This is a genomic window from Sorangium sp. So ce281, assembly GCF_051527395.1.
Classification (GTDB): domain Bacteria; phylum Myxococcota_A; class Polyangia; order Polyangiales; family Polyangiaceae; genus Sorangium; species Sorangium cellulosum_B.
Genome location: NZ_CP150322.1, coordinates 5,550,356 through 5,566,005, shown reverse-complemented (window position 1 = coordinate 5,566,005; position 15,650 = coordinate 5,550,356). Strand labels below are relative to the sequence as shown.

Sequence of the window (15,650 nt, the reverse complement as noted above, 5' to 3'; positions counted from 1 at the left end):
GCGCGCGCTCCCCCGCGTCGCCGAGCGATCGCGCCCGCCGGCGCCGCCGAGCCGCGCCCCTCAACGCGCGACGAGGCGCATCGGAGGGCGGCTGTGCTGGATGTGCTCGGTCTCGAGCTCCTCGAGCTCGAACGCCCTGTCCATGTCCATGTCGAGCTCAGCGAGCTCGCGCTGCGTGCTCTCGCCGTTGTCGAGATCGTCGAGCTCGCGCATGAACCGGTCGATCTCCACGCACGTCGCCGGCGAATCCACGGGCGTCATGGACTGCTCGTGCATGAGCTGGATGAGCTCCAGGATGGTGGCGAGCTTCTGCGACACGACCTCCAGCCCGTCGCGGGTCTGGCTCCAGCACTCGGCGCGCCGGTAGGCGATCGAGAGGCGCCGCTCGGACAGCCCGCGGGTCCGCCCCGCGGACGTGCTCCGGACCGCCTCGAGCGAGCGGATCGTGTCCATGAGCTCGCCGTGGTTCGTCATCGCGAGCGACTCCTGGCCGGCCTTGTGCGCGATCGCGAGGCGGATGTAGCTCATGATGAGGCGGCTCAGGCCGAAGCCGTCGTCGAGCAGGGGCGGGATCGATCCGCCGCGGCGCCGGATGTTCTCGCGGGTGCGATCGATCAGCCGGTCGAGCCGCGCGAGCTCCTGCTGGTGCCGGATGTCCATCTGCCGGATCAACGCCTCGCGCGCCCGCGACCAGGCCGCCCGATCCACCTCGTCGAGCTGCGCGTCGATGCTGCGCCGGAAGAAGCCGCGCCAGGGGACGACGCACAGGATCACGAGCTCCGCGCCGAGCCCGAGCAGCAGGAGCAGCGGGCTCCAGCCGATGAAGCTCAGGAGGAGCGCGCTCCCCACGACGAGCAGGTTGTACGGGTGGACCAGCACCCGCCCCAGGTACGTGCTCGCGGTGCGCCTCCGCAGCGGTGCGACCTGGACGCCGAACGCTGCCAGCATCGCCCTCGACTCGGCCATGCTGGCGCCAAGCACATCCTCCAATCGGCAAAGCTCTCGATCGCACGTCGTCATGGAGCCCCCCTCCTCACCTGGTCCTCTGGTCCTCGTGCCACCTCACCCCGTTCACCACCCCCCGCGGCCGAGCCGCGACCGACGGCCGGCGGTCCGGCGCGCCTGCGCGCGCCCCCGCGCCGATCCGTCAGCGCGCTGTGAACGCAGGTCACGCCCGCCGAGCCCGCGCCGGCAGCCTCCTGCCCGCGGAGCCCGCCTCGGAGGACCGGGCGCCCACCGCGCTCATCGGCCGTCCAGGTGGTATCACCATGAAAACTCAAGCTTTCACGGCGGCGTTGCAGCATCGCCGGCTCCACGAAGTCCATGCTTTCCCTGCTGTTCGCGTCCCGAAGGCCTCATGAAGGACCGCGGTGCGTCGCCCGAGCGCAGCGCCGCGGTCGATCCGGGAGCGAGCAGAGCGGGCTCCGTGCCAAGCGCTCCGGCACCGCGCGGCGCACGATCGGCGAGGGGACGCGCTCAGGCGGGGAACGGAGAGGCTGCGTCCAGCACGTGGACGCCGGGGGCGCCGAGCGACATCGGCACGCGCTCGAGGCCGGCTTCACGCGCCGCGGCAAGCCATGCCGTCGAGGGCGGCGCGCCGCCGACGAAGAGGGAGACGTCGCCTCCGCCCGCGCCGCTCGGCGCGACCGCTGCGCCTTCGGCGGCCGCGGCGGGGCGGAGGCGCCTGAGCGCGGGGGTGACGATCGGCGCGCCCGAACGGTCGCCGAGCTCGGCGAGCGCGTCGACCTGGCGATCCAGCGCGGCCACGAGCGCGCGGGCGTCCGCGGCACAGGCCGCGGCGCGCGCTCCCTCGGCGGCCGCGCCGAGCAGCGCGCGGTGCGCCTCCGGCTCGCGGGCCGCGAGCGCGCGCACGCGCTCGAGCATGGCGCTCGTGCGCGCCGAGGCGTCGCTGGCGAAGACCTCGATCACGAGCCCGCCCGGCAGGGCGTGCGGCGCCACGTCGAGCTCGCCGCCCGGCCCGAGCCGGCAGCAGAGCACGCCGCCGTAGACGCTCGCCGCGACGTCCACGCCGCTGCCGCCGCCCTGCGCGCGCCGGTGCGCCGCGAGCGCGTCGAGGAAGAGCGCGCGGGGGTCCCACGCGGGCGCGCGCCGGACGCGCTGGACGCCGCGCGCCGCCCGCGCCTCCGAGGCCGCCGCGGCGCGCGCGGCGAGCGTCGCGACGAGGATGGCGGCGCTCGATCCGAGGCCCAGCTTGCGGCTCGCCTCGCGGGGCGGCGCGCCCGGCGAGGCCGGAGGCGGCTCCGGCGCCGCCGAGCGGAGCGCGGACGCGTCGAACCACGCCGCCGCGTCGATCGCGCCCGCGTCGATCGCGGCCTGGACCTCCTCGGTGACGAGCGCGGCGGGCCGCGCCGGGTCGGCGAGGACGTACCGATCGACGGCGGCCACCAGCGCGGGCGCGCCCTCGAGCACGGCGTAGGCGCCCGAGAGGACCAGCTTGCCAGGCGCCCGGACGATCACGCGCCCCCGGCCGAGGGCGCGAGGCGGGCGCCGCCGCCGGGGACGGCCGTGATGGTGCGGAGGACGCCGGGGACAGCGAGCAGCGCCGCGCCCACGGCGGCCTGCGCCTCGGGCGTCGTGAAGACCTTCACGTGCGGGCCGGCGTCGATGGTGAAGAACGCCGGCGTCCCCTGGGCGCGGAGCCTCCGCACCGCGGCGATCACCTCGACGGTGGCGCCGGTCCAGTAGAGCAGGCCCGGCGAGGCGGCGATGCTCGAGGCGTGCATGCAGAGGGCGCTCGCCTCGGCCGCGGCGCCGAGCGCGGCGAGGTCGCGGGCGAGGACCGCCGCGCGGACCGCGTCGAAGAGCGCCGGCGCGGCGTCCACCCACGCGGGGAAGTACGGGCTCGTCATCGCGGTGTGCCGCATGCCGTCGCTGGAGCCCACGTCCTTCGGGCCCTCGCGCGTCACCGCGATCACGACCGCGAGCGGCCAGTGCTCCTCGGGCGCGAGCGGCGTCGCGGCGAGCGCGTCGTCCCCGGGGCGGCCGGCGCGGAGCTCGACGAAGCCGCCGAACGCGGAGCGCGCGGCCGAGACCGAGGTCTTCCTCGCGAGATCGCTCACCAGCGCGGGCGCGGTGGGCAGGCCCGCGGCGGCGCTCGCGGCGAGCGCGAGCGCGGCGAACGCCGACGCGCTCGAGGCGAGGCCCGCCGCGGTGGGGAAGTCGTTCCGGCTGACCACGCGGGCGCGCTCGCGCCGCCCCGAGGCGGCGCGGACCCGGTCGAGGAGGCCGGCGACCCGGCGCGTCGCCTCCGCGTCCGGCGGCAAGGCCGCGCCGCCGAGGTGGAGCTCGTCGCGGTCGAGCGACGCGTCGAAGGCGACCTCGGTCGTCGTCGCCATCCCGGCGAGCGTCACCGAGAGGCTCGGGACGGCGGGCAGGTTGTGGCCATCGGCCCGCTTGCCCCAGTACTTCGCGAGGGCGATGTTCGGATGGGCGATCGCGGTCGCCCGGCTCACGACGGTCATGCTTGCTCCTGTGGCTCCGTCCTCGTCACGCCCGCTTTTACCCGGGTGACGAAGCCGCTGTACCCCGCGTCGCGCCAGGCGGCGAGCACGCGGTCCGCGGCGCCGTTCGACGCCGCCGCCCCGCCGTCGCCCGGCGGAGGCGGCGGGAGCAGCGCGATGACCGAGCCGCCGCCGCCGGCGCCGGTGAGCTTGGCGCCGAGCGCGCCGGCCTCGCGCGCGAGCTTGCACAGGGCCTCGATCGCCTCGGTCGAGACGAACATGCCGGCGAGGAGCATCTGGTTCAGGTCCATGAGGCGGCCGAGGCCGACCGCGTCGCCCGCCTCGATCGCGAGGGCGGCGTTCTCGACGAGCGCGGTGATGCCCGCGATGGACGTCGCGGCCAGCGTGGGCTTGCGCTCGAAGAGCCTCGCCACGAGCTCGACCATGCTGCGCGTGGACGACGACACCCCGGTCGAGCCCACGCAGAGCCACAGGTCGTCGCGCGGGGCGACGGAGGTCGCCCCGCGCTCCCGGGTGAACCGGAAGCAGCCGCCGCGGACCGCGGCCGTCGTGTCGATGCCCGACGGGTTGCCGTGGAACACGCGCTCCCAGGCGGCGGCGGCGTCGGTCACGGCGGCGGCGTCGGCCGCGGTGTGCACGGCGGCCGTGCTTTCGGACGCGGTCCGCGCGGCGGCCGCGGGCGCGCGCGCGAGCGCGAGCGCGGCCACCGACCGGGCGATCGCGACCCCGAGCGCCGCCGAGCTGCCCAGGCCGCCGCCGGGCGGCAGATCGCTCTCCGCCTCGACGCGCACCGGGCCGACGTCGGGCAGCGCCCCGAGGAGCGCCGCGAACGCCCGCGCGACGTCCTCCTCGGCCGGCGCGGCGCGGAGCTCGCGCCCGCCGAGGAGGAGGGCGCTCGCGCCGGCGCAGCGGATCGCCCGCGCGCGGGCGCCGCGCTCGATGCCGGCGGCGAGCGCGGGCGCCCCGTACACGACGGCGTGCTCGCCGAGCAGGATGACCTTGCCGGACGCCTCGCCGAGCGCCTCGGTCACGCGCCGGTCCACCGGAGCACGCTCGCGGCCCCGCCCAGGATCTGCCGCGCCGGCGCGCTCACAGGCAGCGAGCCCGCCAGGACCTCGGCCTCGCCGCACAGGGCGGAGAGCCGCTCCTCGACCGCGCGCCGCGCGCCGCACGCCTCGAGCGCGAGCGTCGCGGCCGCCACGGCGTCGTCGCTCGCTTCCTTGCGGCCGAGCGCGCGCTCGACGGCGCTCCGGCCCGCGGCGTCGAGGCGCCCCTCGGCCGCGGCCAGCACGGCGGTGCGCTTGCCGGCGCGCAGGTCGTTGCCGACCGGCTTGCCGGTCGCGGCGGCGCTCCCGAAGGTGCCGAGGAGGTCGTCGCGCAGCTGGAAGGCGACGCCCACGGGCGCCGCGAACCGCTCGAGCGCCGCCACGGTCTCGGCCGGCGCGCCGGCCAGCGTGGCGCCGAGCGCGAGCGGGCCGCGCACCGTGTAGCTGCCGGTCTTGAGCGCGTGCATCTGCTCGACGTCCTCGGCCCGGCCGACCACGTCGAGGTGCTGCCCGATCACGACGTCCTCGTGCATCGCGCAGAACAGCCGGACGGCCGCGAGCGTCGTCGCCGGCGGCGCGTCCGCGCCCGCGAGCGTGCTCAGCGCGAAGCTCCAGGTGAGGTCGCCCGCGAGGATCGCGGACGAGGCCCCGAGGTGCGGATCGCCGAGCGTCTCGGTCAGCGCGACGTGGACGGTGCGGTCTCCGCGCCGGACGGTGTCGCCGTCGATCCAGTCGTCCTGGATGAGCAGGTACGTCTGGAGCAGCTCGAGCGCGACGCCGGCGTCGATCGCGGGGCCGAGCGGCGCGTCCGGCGCGACGCCCTGGTAGGCGGCGACGAGCAGCCCCGCGCGGAACCGCTTGCCGCCGCGCAGGGTGAGGCTCCGCGCCTCGGAGACCATGGCCTCGACCTCGCGGCCGTAGCGCCGCACGGAGGCCGCCTTGTCGCGCCAGCGCCGATCGAGCGCGGCGTCGACGCGGGGGCGGATCGAGGAGAGAAAGTCGAGGAACAGCCGCGCGCCGGGATCCGCCGTCCCTTCGAGCGTCCGATCGCCGGCGCCGGGCGCGCTCTCTCCGTCCTTCGTGTGCGCTGTCATGGAATGCGCGGCAGCCTAGGAGCCGGACGCGAGGCGGTCAATCTCGGCCGAGAGCGCGCGGAGCCTCGCCGCGGAGCGGCGCGGCCGAGGTGGCTTGGGTCGTGCAATGCGTGGCGCTCGCGTCGCGGGCCGCGAGCGCCGCGCGGAGGCTCCCTGCGCGATCGCTCGTGCGGAGTTGCGCGCCGAGCCTCGCCGTGGCCGCAGGGAAAGGGGGACTTTGATGAAGAGATCAGCGGATGGGGTGTTGGGCGTCTTTCTCCTCGTGACCCTCGGCGTCGCCGGGTGCGGCGGCCGCGACGCCCGCGAGGAACTCCCGGAGAGCGCCGATCGCGGCGTGCTCCGCGCGGCGTCGCCTGCCGCGGGGTCGCCTGCCGCGGGGTCGCCTGGCAGGGAGACGCGATGGCTGCCCGCGTACCGCGTGATCGGCGGCGGCGCCGACGTCGCGCGGGCGTCGGCGCTCGCCGGCGCGCTCGGGCTCGCCGAGGATCCCGCGCGGGGAGGCGCCGGCGCGCTCGTGGCCGACGGCGCGATTCGCTACGTCGACAGCGCGCGATTCCAGCGCTTGCCCACGAGGAAGGCCGACGCGCCGCCCGCGCCTGGGTTCCGCGACGAGCGTGGCTTCGAGACGTCGGCGGGCGATGACGCCCTGGATTTCGAGGCGCTCGCGGCGCTGCGCGTCCTGCCGGAGGCCGACGCGGCGGCGCGGGCGTGGGCCGCGCTGGACGCCGCGGGCCTGCCGGTCGGGAGCGACATCGCCGTCGGCCACTCGCTGCTCGAGGCGGTCGACGCGGAGGGGCGTTATGTGGCGCGGGCCGAGCTCGACACGCAGGTGAGCTTTCGCGACGCGCTCGAGGGGATCCGGCTGATCGGCCCCGGGGCCAAGGTCCGGGTGACGTTCGACGGCGAGGGCGCCGTGACGCACCTGATCTACGCGCGGCGCGAGCTCGCGCGAGGGGAGGACGTCGCGATCGTCCCGGCCTCCGAGGCCCCCGCGCTGTGCGCCGCCGCGCTGGGCGGCGGCGCGGTGATCGCGGCCGAGCCGGAGCTCGTCTATTACGCGCCGCCGCTCTCCCGCGAGGTACGGCGGATCCTGCCCCATTATGTGTGCAGCGCACGACGGACGGTCGGCGGGGAGGTGGTGGACGTCCGCAAGCGGATCGTGCCGGCCGTCATGGACGCTCCGAGGGCCGAGATCTCGGTGCGTGTGGACGGCGAGAACGCGCTCGCGGAGGCGAGCGTCACCGGCGGTGCTGCGCCATACACGTACAGGTGGGTATCGTCGGCGCGCTCGCTCGACGCGCTCGACGCGGTCAGCGAAGGGCGCGACGGGCGCGAAGGGCGCGACGGGCGCGCAGGCGGCGCGCGGGTGAAGGTGTCTGGCGTCTCTGGCCTTCGCGGGGAGACGGAGACGCTCTCGCTCTATGTCACGGACGCCGACGGTCTGGTCGCGACGGCGGCGCAGCGGCTCTCGTTCGGCCGCGCGCCGGCGGGGCTCGGCGCGGCGCGCCCGCCGCTCCCGCCGCCGGTCGACGACGGGCGCGCGGTGGTCGGCGCCGAGTGGGTAGGGCTCTGCGGCGGCCTGGATCACTCGGCGGCGAACGTCGATGGGCTGCTGAGGAGCTTCCGGGAAGGGGGAATCGAGTCGCGCTTCAACTGGGGCGACCAGCGCGCGTGGGAGGTCGATTTCAAGGATCCGGCCTTCGGCGGCCAGGACGCGTCGTTCGCGGATTCGGTGGATCTCACGTTCTACACGGGGCACGCGAACGGCGTCGGGTTCATGTTCTGCAGCGCGATGAACGACCGGGTCCTCCATTTCAGCGACGCCCGCTGGGGCAACGCCAACCTGGAGTGGATGGTGGTGGCCGCCTGCGGCCCGCTCCAGGACGACGGCGGCGCGTGGCGCTACCGGTGGGCGGGCGCGTTCGATGGGCTGCACCTCTTGCTCGGCTATGCGACGGAGTCGTTCGACGACACGACCGAAGGATCGATGTTCGCGCGCAGCCTGCTCGACGACGCGAGCCCGGCGCCGGTGCGGCAGGCGTGGGTGACGACGGCGATCGAGGTCCAGCCGGACGACGAGGTGATCTACGCGGTGATGGGGGCGTACGGGCAGGGGTGGACGGTGCCCAACTACGATGACTATTTCTGGGGGAAGGGGCCGGTCGGGCCGGATCTGACGGGGGCCGCGAGGATCGGGTTCTGGCGGATCTCTGGGCCGACCTAGCATGATTGCGGGAGGTCCGTAGCGGAAAGAGAGGAACCGCCAAGACGCCACAAGACGCCAAGAAACACAGAAAAATCTTGGCGTCTTGTGGCGTCTTGGCGGTTCCATTCTCTCGGGCCTCTCTGCCACCCCCGGCAGCGGGGCGCGGGCTCAGCTCAGTACCCGAGCCACTTCGCGTCGAGCTCGATCGAGCAGTGATCGACGAACCGAAACCCGACCCCGCCCCCGTCCGCGCTCCCGATCGTGTACACCGACTCGTTCGCCTGCGGCCGATGGTCTGTCGCGCTGAACGAGATCGGCCCCGCCGTCATCCCGTCGAGCACCACGTTCTGGAAGCCCTCGAGCGCCGCCTTCAGGTCCGCTCCGGTCGGGTGCGTGCGGCCGGCGTCGACGGCCCGCTCGACGGCCTTGCGCCACATGAGCGCCGCGGCGTGGCCCTGGACGTAGGGCTGGTCCTGGTACAGCTCTGGCGGGTGGCCGTCCTTCTCGCGGTAGGCCCTGTGGATCCGCAGCATCTCCGCCATCCCGCTCGAGTGCTGGGTGTCGCCGTAGACGGGCACGGGGAACAGCCCATAAAAGATGCCCGCGCAGTCGGCCCCGCAGATCGCCAGGGTCCTCTCGCCGATGCCCCAGTTGTTCGCCATCACGCGCAGCTGCCAGCGGTTCTTCTCCGGCCCCGGGAACGCCTGCTGGATGAGCTTCTGCGCCGCGGCCGCGCCCTTCCCGACGAAGGACGAGGAGAGGACGCTGTTGCCGGCCCAGAACCAGCTCGCCGGCACATACGACGGGTCCGCTCGCTTCTTCTCGATCTCCCGCTTCACATAGCCGATCACCGCATCGACGATGCGCCCCTCGTCCTCGAGGGACGACGTCTGCGGGACGATGAGATCCTGGCCGAGCAGCATCCCAGGAAGCTCCTCCACGTAGGCCTTGCCCGCGGCGAGCGGATCGACGCAGTAAAGACACTTGTCTATCGTGTCGTGCACCATCGCGATGCGCCCGGGCGCGATCTTCCAGGCGGCCTTGATGCCGATGCGGATGGCGGTCGAGTAGTCCGTGGCCGGAAAGAAGATGTAGGGATATCCAGGGCTCGTCTTGTGCTCTGTCGCGGAGGCGCTCTGGCCCAGGGCGTTGAACTCGGCGTGGGACACGTCCGCCGAGATCGGCACCGGCGTGGCGAGCGAGCCGGCGTACGAGCCGGGAATGATGAGCTTCCTCTCCTCCGTGAGCCTCGGGGCCACGCGGGTCGTCGGCCCGGTGCCGAACACGAACAGCGTGGAGACCTCGCTCCACCCGGGCTGTCGCCGCCACGCCTCGATGACCTCCTCCGTCCTGGCGGGGTCGTACTGCGCGTCCTTCATGTCGACGTCGATGGGACAGCCCCGGAGCCCTCCCTGGCTGTCGTTGAGGTGACGCAGGTAGTCGTAGACCCCGTGGTTGTACGGCGGCGCGATGTCGGTGGCCGTCCCCGTGTCGTCCGTCGTGATCCGGACGCGGAGCACCCCGGTGCAGCGAGCGCCGGCGTCCGGCTCGACGAGCACGGCCGCGGCGGAGCCGGCGGCGGGCGCCTGCCCACCAGGGCGGCGCGTCGAGAACGCCGCCGCCGCGACCAGCACGGCCGCGCCGAGCGCCCCGATCCAGTAGCTGCGCTGCTGAGGCCCGGCGCCCGTGCGGAGGTTCGACTTCAGGCCCGTCGAGTCCGAGGCGGTGCGCCCGGGGCCCGGCGTCCCCGAGGTCCTCTGCCCGAGCTCCTCGTCGAGGGCGATCACGGGCTGGATGCGCCTCCCTTCTGCGCCCTCGAAATGGCTCACGCGAGAGGGGCGGGGCTCGACGGGCACGCTCGGGCGGTCCACGCCCTGCGCGCTCTGCTCGAGGTACGCCTTGACCTGCCGCTGCATGCTCGCCCGGCGCTCCGCGAACAGCCCCAGCATGCTCGCGCCGATCTCGTCGGACCCGACGTCCTCGCCCGACGCGCGCAGGTAGTCCTCGAGCGCCGCGCGCATCTCCTGCGCGGTCGCGAACCGCTTCGCCGGATCGCGGTCGAGCGCCCGCGCCACGATGGCGTCGAGGGCCGGGGGGACGTCCGGCCGGAGGAGCGAGGGCCGCGGGATCTCGTCCACGGCCGCCAGCTTCCAGAGCGCGCTCACGGCGTCGCCCCCGAAGAGCCGCTCCCGCGTGAGGAGCTCCCAGAGCACGATCCCCGCGACGAAGATGTCGGCCCGCCGATCGGTCGACCCGCTGCCGACGGCCTGCTCCGGCGCCATGTACGAGGTCTTGCCCTTCAGCTTCCCGGCCTCGGTGAGGTCGGTGTTGATGGACGCCTTGGCGATGCCGAAATCGAGCAGCTTCACCGCGCCGTCGTACGTGACGAAGATGTTGTGCGGGGAGACGTCGCGGTGGACGATGCCGAGCGGCGCGCCGTCGTAATCGCGGAGCTCGTGCGCGTAGTGGAGGCCGCTCAGGAGGTCGGCCACGATCCTGACCCAGACGCCGCGCGTGAAGCCCGCGGCGCCCGGCGCCCCCTCGGCCACCGCCCTCACGAGCGCGCTGAGCGGCTGGCCCTCCAGGTACTCCATCACGGTGAAGTAGCCGTCGTCGTCGTGATCGACCTCGTAGGTCTGGACGATGTTGGGATGGTTGAGGCGGGCGGATAGCTTCGCCTCGTCCAGGAACATGGCGACGACCTTCTCGCCGCCTCCGCCCGCTCCGCCCACGTCGCGATGGCGCTTGACAACGACGAGCTTGTTGAAGGACCCCGGCCCCCGCGCGATCGCCAGGAACACGTCCCCCATCCCGCCCCGGCCGAGCTTCGCGATCAGCCGGTACTTGCCCAGGATCGCCGCCTGGGTCGGCTCCGCGTCCGAGGTGTCTTGACCCGTGCCCACCATGTTCCCGGCCGTCCCCAGGGACGCGCGATGCTCCGAGCGGACTGGGTATATGAGCAAGGCCGGTTATCCTTGTCAACGCCTCCGTGGGCTGGGCCACGGCAGGTCGTCGGCGTCTCCACCCGCGTCTTCACCCGCGTCTCCACCCGCGTCCAAGCACGCGTATCCGCCAGCGAGGCAGCCCTCGGAGCCACCCTCGGACGGATGTCGGGAGGATTTCGGGCGGCTCGACGACCCAGCGCTCGGCGCAGGGCTCGCTTCCCAGGCGCACCTGATGCGCGCGACCCCGCTGCAGCGATCGGGCTCAGGAAGAATCAGGGCAGCCTCGCGGCCGCATTTCGGCCAGAATTGCCGTCGAGGGCGGGCAGGGCCTGCGCTTTGCAGAGCGCGTTCGACCCAGAGAGCCAGGAGGGTACGCAAGTGTCCGTAGCAGCCAGCCAGAACAGCCAGAGCTCGTTCCACTCGGAGCCGCCGCCGCCGGTGTCGATCCCCGGCCTGCGGGCGAAGATCGCGAACGAGAAGCTCAGGCAATGGATCGCCGAGGTCGTCGCGCTGTGCCAGCCGGACAACGTGCACGTGTGCGACGGCTCGAAGGAGGAGTACGACGCGCTGTGCGACCAGATGGTCAAGGCGGGCACGCTCATCCGTTTGAACCCGGAGAAGCGCCCGGACAGCTACCTCGCGCGCTCGGACCCGAGCGACGTCGCGCGGGTCGAAGACCGCACGTTCATCTGTAGCCGGCGAAAGCAGGACGCCGGCCCCACCAACAACTGGGCCGAGCCGCAGGAGATGAAGGCCACGCTTCGCCGGCTCTTCGCCGGGTCGATGCGGGGCCGCACGCTCTACGTCATCCCGTTCAGCATGGGCCCGATCGGCTCGCCTTACGCGCACATCGGCGTGGAGCTCAGCGACTCGCCGTACGTCGCCGCGAGCATGCGCATCATGACGCGCATGGGGCGCAAGGTGCTCGAGGCGCTCGGAGACGGCGATTTCGTCCCCTGCCTGCACTCGGTCGGCATGCCCCTCGCCCCGGGACAGGCCGACGTGCCGTGGCCGTGCAACGCGGAGCACAAGTACATCGTCCACTTCCCGGGAGAGCGGCTGATCTGGTCCTACGGGAGCGGCTATGGCGGCAATGCGCTGCTCGGCAAGAAGTGCTTCGCGCTGCGCATCGCCTCGGTCCTCGGCAGGGAGCAGGGGTGGCTCGCGGAGCACATGCTGATCCTGGGGGTCGAGTCGCCGAAGGGCGAGAAGACGTATGTGGCCGCGGCCTTCCCGAGCGCGTGCGGCAAGACGAACTTCGCCATGCTCATCCCGCCGAAGGCGTTCGCGGGCTGGAAGGTCACGACGGTGGGCGACGACATCGCCTGGATGAAGCCGGGGCGGGACGGGCAGCTCTATGCGATCAACCCCGAGGCGGGCTATTTCGGCGTGGCCCCCGGGACGTCGGTGAAGTCGAACGCGAACGCGATGGCGACCATCCGGAAGGGGACGATCTTCACCAACGTGGGGCTCACGCCCGACGGCGACGTCTGGTGGGAAGGGATGACCGACGAGCCGCCGCCGGAGCTCGTCGACTGGCAGGGGAAGCACTGGACCCCGGACTGCGGCCGCAAGGCGGCCCACCCGAACGCGCGCTTCACGACGCCCGCGTCGCAGTGTCCGTCGATCGATGCGCGCTGGGACGACCCGAACGGGGTGCCCATCAGCGCGATCGTCTTCGGCGGGCGGCGGGCGACGACGGTGCCGCTCGTCGTCCAGTCGTTCAACTGGAGCTTTGGCGTCTACACGGCAGCGACGATCGGCTCGGAGATGACGGCGGCGGCCGCCGGCACCATCGGCCAGGTGCGCCGCGACCCGATGGCGATGCTGCCCTTCTGCGGCTACCACATGGGCGATTACTTCAATCACTGGCTGCAGATGGGGCGCCAGATCGTCAATCCGCCCCGCATCTTCGCGGTGAACTGGTTCCGCAAGGACGACCAGGGCAACTTCCTGTGGCCGGGCTTCGGGGAGAACATGCGCGTCCTCAAGTGGATCGTCGACCGCGTGCACGGCCGCGGCTTCGCGGAGGAGAGCCCGCTCGGCTGGATGCCGCGCTACGAAGACATCGAGTGGCGCGGCATGGACCGCTTCTCGAAGGAGCAATTCTACCAGCTGATGGCCGTCGACCGCGAGGCGTGGAAGGTCGAGTTCGGCTCGCACGGGGAGCTCTTCGAGCGGCTCTACGACCGGCTGCCCAAGGAGATCCTGCTGATGCGCGAGCTGCTCCTGTCGCAGCTCTGGCGCTCGCCGGAGCGGTGGGAGCTCGCGCCCGAGCGCTACCTCGAGGAGCACGAAGACGACGCCGCCGCCGACGAGCCCGGCGCGTAGAGGCCTCCCCGGGTGAGGGCGCCCGCGTACCTGGTCACCGAGACCCTTCACGAGGGCCAGCGGGTCAGCCTCCTGCGCGCGGTCCGGGCCGCCGCCCGGGGCAGCGCCGCGCGCCCAGCCGGACTGAGCGGCGCTGCCAGGGCCCTCACGCCGGCTCGTCGCGCTCGGGGTCGATGTGCACGAGCACCTCTGCGTCGGGCTCGATGGCGAGGATGGCGTCGCGCGCGAGGTCGCCGGTCGCGTGCGCGCGCGCGAGGGGGAGGTCGCCCGAGAGCTCGATGTGCACCTCCACGAACAGCGTGCGCCCGGCGATCCGCGTGCGCAGCCTGTGGTGGCCGAGGAGCTCGCCGCGCGCGCGCATGGCGTCGAGCGCGTCCGCGATGGCGCCGACGCGCTCCTCCGGGGCGCTCGTGTCGATGAGGTCGCGCACGCCGAGCCGGAGGAGGGTCCCCGCGGACGTGAGGACGTAGACGGCGACCGCGACCGAGAGGACGCCGTCGATGCGGGAGAAGCCCGTCGCGTACGTGAGGGCGACGCCGAGGAGGACCGCGAGGTTCGCGGCGATGTCGGTGCGGTAGTGGACGGCGTCGGCCTGGATGGCGCTCGAGCCGGTGCGCGCGGCGACGCGGCCGAGGTAGGCCACGAGCGCCGCGGTGATGAGCGCGGCGGCGGCCATCGCGCCGAGCGTGACGGCGGCGAGGCGGAGCGGCGCGGGCGAGAGCAGCCGCCGGATGCCCTCGATGAGCAGGTAGACCCCCGAGCCGCCGATGAGCAGGCCCTGACCGGCGGTCGCGAGGGTCTCGATCTTCGCGTGGCCGAACGGGTGCGAGCGGTCGGGCGCGGCGTGGGCCAGCTGGATGGCGAGGGCGTTCGCCGAGGAGGCGAAGAGGTCCGTGAGCGAGTCGACGGCGCTCGCGGTCACGGCCATCGACTGGCCGAGCTGGCCGGCGACGAGCTTGCCGAGGGCGAGGCCGCCGGCGGTCAGCGCCGCGATGCGCCCGGCGCGCAGCGCGGCGCGGGCGCGGTCGGCAGGGTCGAGGCGGCGGACTTCGGGGGGAGGTGCGCCGGGGTCGACGGCGCGGGCGGCGGGCGCAGCGCCGGGGTCCGGGCGGTCGGCGGGGTCGGGGAGAGCGCCGCGGCGGGCGGCAGGGTGCAGTCCGCTCATGGCCGGCAGGCTACCTGCGGCGCCCGCGCCCGTCATGCTCGCGGAGATCTTGGGCGGGCACGCGTCCGCCGCAGGATCGCGGAGGCGTACGGCGGCTCGATCCGCGTCCGGAGCGCGTCCGGCGCCGGGCTACGCGACGGCGCGGTCCAGGTGGGCAGGCGCCCCCGCCCGTGACGGGCGGAGCTCGACCTTCACCCACCCGGCGTCTCGCCGATCGAAGGCCTTGTAGGCGTCGATCGCCGATTCCAGGGGCGCTTTCTTGGTGAGGATCGCGGTGGGATCCACCTGCCCCGTCTGCACGAGGTCCACGAGCTTCGGGATGTACTTCCTGTGATTGCAGTTGCCCATCTGGAGGGTGAGGTTCTTGTTCATGGCCTCTCCGATGGGGAACGTGCGCGACGTCTGCGGATAGACGCCGATGACCGCGATGGTCCCCGCCTTGGCCACGCACCGGACGGCCCACTGCAGCACCTGCGACGGCCCGTCGCCGGCGCGGAAAGCGTCGCCCGTGGTCCGCGCGTCGGGGGCGATCTGCTTGACCTCGAGGTCGAACGCCTTGGCCTGCTGCTTCGCCTCCTTGTAGGCGGGGCCCTCGTGCGGGCGCTCGGCGTCGACGCCCACGGCGTCGATCGCCCGGTCCACGCCGATGCCGCCGGTGAGGCGCACGATGGCCTCGATCGGGTCCTCGGCGGAGAAGTCGACGGTCTCGGCGCCCTGCTCGCGCGCCATCCCGAGGCGGTCGGGCACGCGATCGACGGCGAGGATGCGCCCCGCGCCCATGAGCTTGGCGCTCGCGATCGTGAACAGGCCGACGGGGCCGCAGCCGAAGATCGCGACCGTGTCGCCGGGCTTGATCTCGGCGAGCTCGGCGCCGAAGTACGCCGTCGGGAAGATGTCGGAGAGCAGGATGGCCTGGTCGTCGCTGACGCCGTTCGGCAGCTTGACGAGGCCGACGCCCGCGAAGGGGATGCGCGCGAGCTCGGCCTGCAGCCCGTCGAACGGGCCCGACATGGCGGGGCCGCCGAAGAACGCCGTGCCCGCGTGCTTGCCGTTCGGGTTCGCGTTGTCGCACTGCGCGTAGTACGCGGCGCGACAGTACGAGCAGTAGCCGCACGCGATCGTCGAGGGCACGACGACGCGATCGCCCTTCTTCAGGTTCCGCACGTCGGCGCCGAGCTCCTCGACGACGCCGACCGCCTCGTGGCCGAGGACCGTGCCCGGCACCATCCCCGGCATCGTGCCGCGGACGAAGTGGAGATCGGTCCCGCAGATGGCGCTCGCCGTGATCCGGAGGATCGCGTCGGTCGGCTCCTTGATCTTCGGCTCCTTGACGTCGTCCATCCGGATGTCGCCGACGCCGTGAAACACTACCGCCTTCATG

The 15,650-nt window shown here is 73.6% G+C and carries 10 protein-coding genes; 2 read left to right on the top strand and 8 right to left on the bottom strand.

The genetic code is table 11. The features are described from left to right. Positions 1 to 60: 60 nt before the first annotated feature. From WMF27_RS21100 to WMF27_RS21080, 5 genes are all read right to left on the bottom strand, one after another. Positions 61 to 948: a hypothetical protein gene (locus tag WMF27_RS21100; protein WP_437944452.1), complete on the bottom strand. Its 888-nt coding sequence runs from the start codon at positions 946 to 948 to the stop codon at positions 61 to 63. A gap of 528 nt (positions 949 to 1,476) precedes the next feature. Further along, on the bottom strand, positions 1,477 to 2,478 hold the full coding sequence (locus tag WMF27_RS21095) for a hypothetical protein (protein WP_437767088.1): 1,002 nt from the start codon (positions 2,476 to 2,478) through the stop codon (positions 1,477 to 1,479). Continuing rightward, positions 2,475 to 3,482: a diphosphomevalonate decarboxylase gene (gene mvaD / locus WMF27_RS21090; RefSeq protein WP_437767089.1), complete on the bottom strand. Its 1,008-nt coding sequence runs from the start codon at positions 3,480 to 3,482 to the stop codon at positions 2,475 to 2,477. The genes WMF27_RS21095 and mvaD overlap by 4 nt, the downstream gene beginning before the upstream one ends. Further along, the gene (gene mvk, locus WMF27_RS21085; RefSeq protein WP_437944451.1) at positions 3,479 to 4,525 is read right to left on the bottom strand and encodes a mevalonate kinase; all 1,047 of its coding nucleotides are present in this window, start codon (positions 4,523 to 4,525) and stop codon (positions 3,479 to 3,481) included. The genes mvaD and mvk overlap by 4 nt, the downstream gene beginning before the upstream one ends. Continuing rightward, complete coding sequence (locus tag WMF27_RS21080) at positions 4,510 to 5,622, bottom strand: polyprenyl synthetase family protein (RefSeq protein WP_437767091.1); 1,113 nt, start codon at positions 5,620 to 5,622, stop codon at positions 4,510 to 4,512. Before WMF27_RS21080 ends, mvk begins: the two co-directional genes overlap by 16 nt. A 220-nt stretch (positions 5,623 to 5,842) precedes the next feature. Here WMF27_RS21080 and WMF27_RS21075 point away from each other — a divergent pair, with 220 nt between their 5' ends. Then, complete coding sequence (locus tag WMF27_RS21075) at positions 5,843 to 7,846, top strand: DUF6345 domain-containing protein (protein WP_437767092.1); 2,004 nt, start codon at positions 5,843 to 5,845, stop codon at positions 7,844 to 7,846. A 155-nt stretch (positions 7,847 to 8,001) separates the two neighbouring features. Here the strand turns inward: WMF27_RS21075 and WMF27_RS21070 are convergent, their stop codons facing one another. Then, positions 8,002 to 10,791, bottom strand: a complete 2,790-nt coding sequence (locus WMF27_RS21070) for a protein kinase domain-containing protein (RefSeq protein WP_437767093.1) — start codon at positions 10,789 to 10,791, stop codon at positions 8,002 to 8,004. 420 nt (positions 10,792 to 11,211) lie between these two features. Here WMF27_RS21070 and WMF27_RS21065 point away from each other — a divergent pair, with 420 nt between their 5' ends. Next, entirely contained in the window at positions 11,212 to 13,104 is a 1,893-nt protein-coding gene (locus WMF27_RS21065) for a phosphoenolpyruvate carboxykinase (GTP) (RefSeq protein ID WP_437769827.1), read from the top strand. A 145-nt stretch (positions 13,105 to 13,249) separates the two neighbouring features. On the opposite strand, the gene WMF27_RS21060 is transcribed toward WMF27_RS21065, so the two are convergent. Next, on the bottom strand, positions 13,250 to 14,269 hold the full coding sequence (locus tag WMF27_RS21060) for a cation diffusion facilitator family transporter (RefSeq protein WP_437767094.1): 1,020 nt from the start codon (positions 14,267 to 14,269) through the stop codon (positions 13,250 to 13,252). 129 nt (positions 14,270 to 14,398) lie between these two features. Continuing rightward, positions 14,399 to 15,649, bottom strand: coding sequence for a zinc-dependent alcohol dehydrogenase (locus tag WMF27_RS21055; protein WP_437767095.1), 1,251 nt, complete (start codon positions 15,647 to 15,649; stop codon positions 14,399 to 14,401). Position 15,650 lies beyond the last annotated feature (1 nt).

What these genes read in the sequence shown, in the direction of transcription:
- WMF27_RS21100 (WP_437944452.1), bottom strand. Translation starts at nt 948, where the DNA reads ATGCTGGCAGCGTTCGGCGTCCAGGTCGCACCGCTGCGGAGGCGCACC.
- mvaD (WP_437767089.1), bottom strand. Translation starts at nt 3,482, where the DNA reads ATGACCGTCGTGAGCCGGGCGACCGCGATCGCCCATCCGAACATCGCC.
- WMF27_RS21080 (WP_437767091.1), bottom strand. Translation starts at nt 5,622, where the DNA reads ATGACAGCGCACACGAAGGACGGAGAGAGCGCGCCCGGCGCCGGCGAT.
- WMF27_RS21075 (WP_437767092.1), top strand. Translation starts at nt 5,843, where the DNA reads ATGAAGAGATCAGCGGATGGGGTGTTGGGCGTCTTTCTCCTCGTGACC.
- WMF27_RS21060 (WP_437767094.1), bottom strand. Translation starts at nt 14,269, where the DNA reads ATGAGCGGACTGCACCCTGCCGCCCGCCGCGGCGCTCTCCCCGACCCC.
- WMF27_RS21055 (WP_437767095.1), bottom strand. Translation starts at nt 15,649, where the DNA reads ATGAAGGCGGTAGTGTTTCACGGCGTCGGCGACATCCGGATGGACGAC.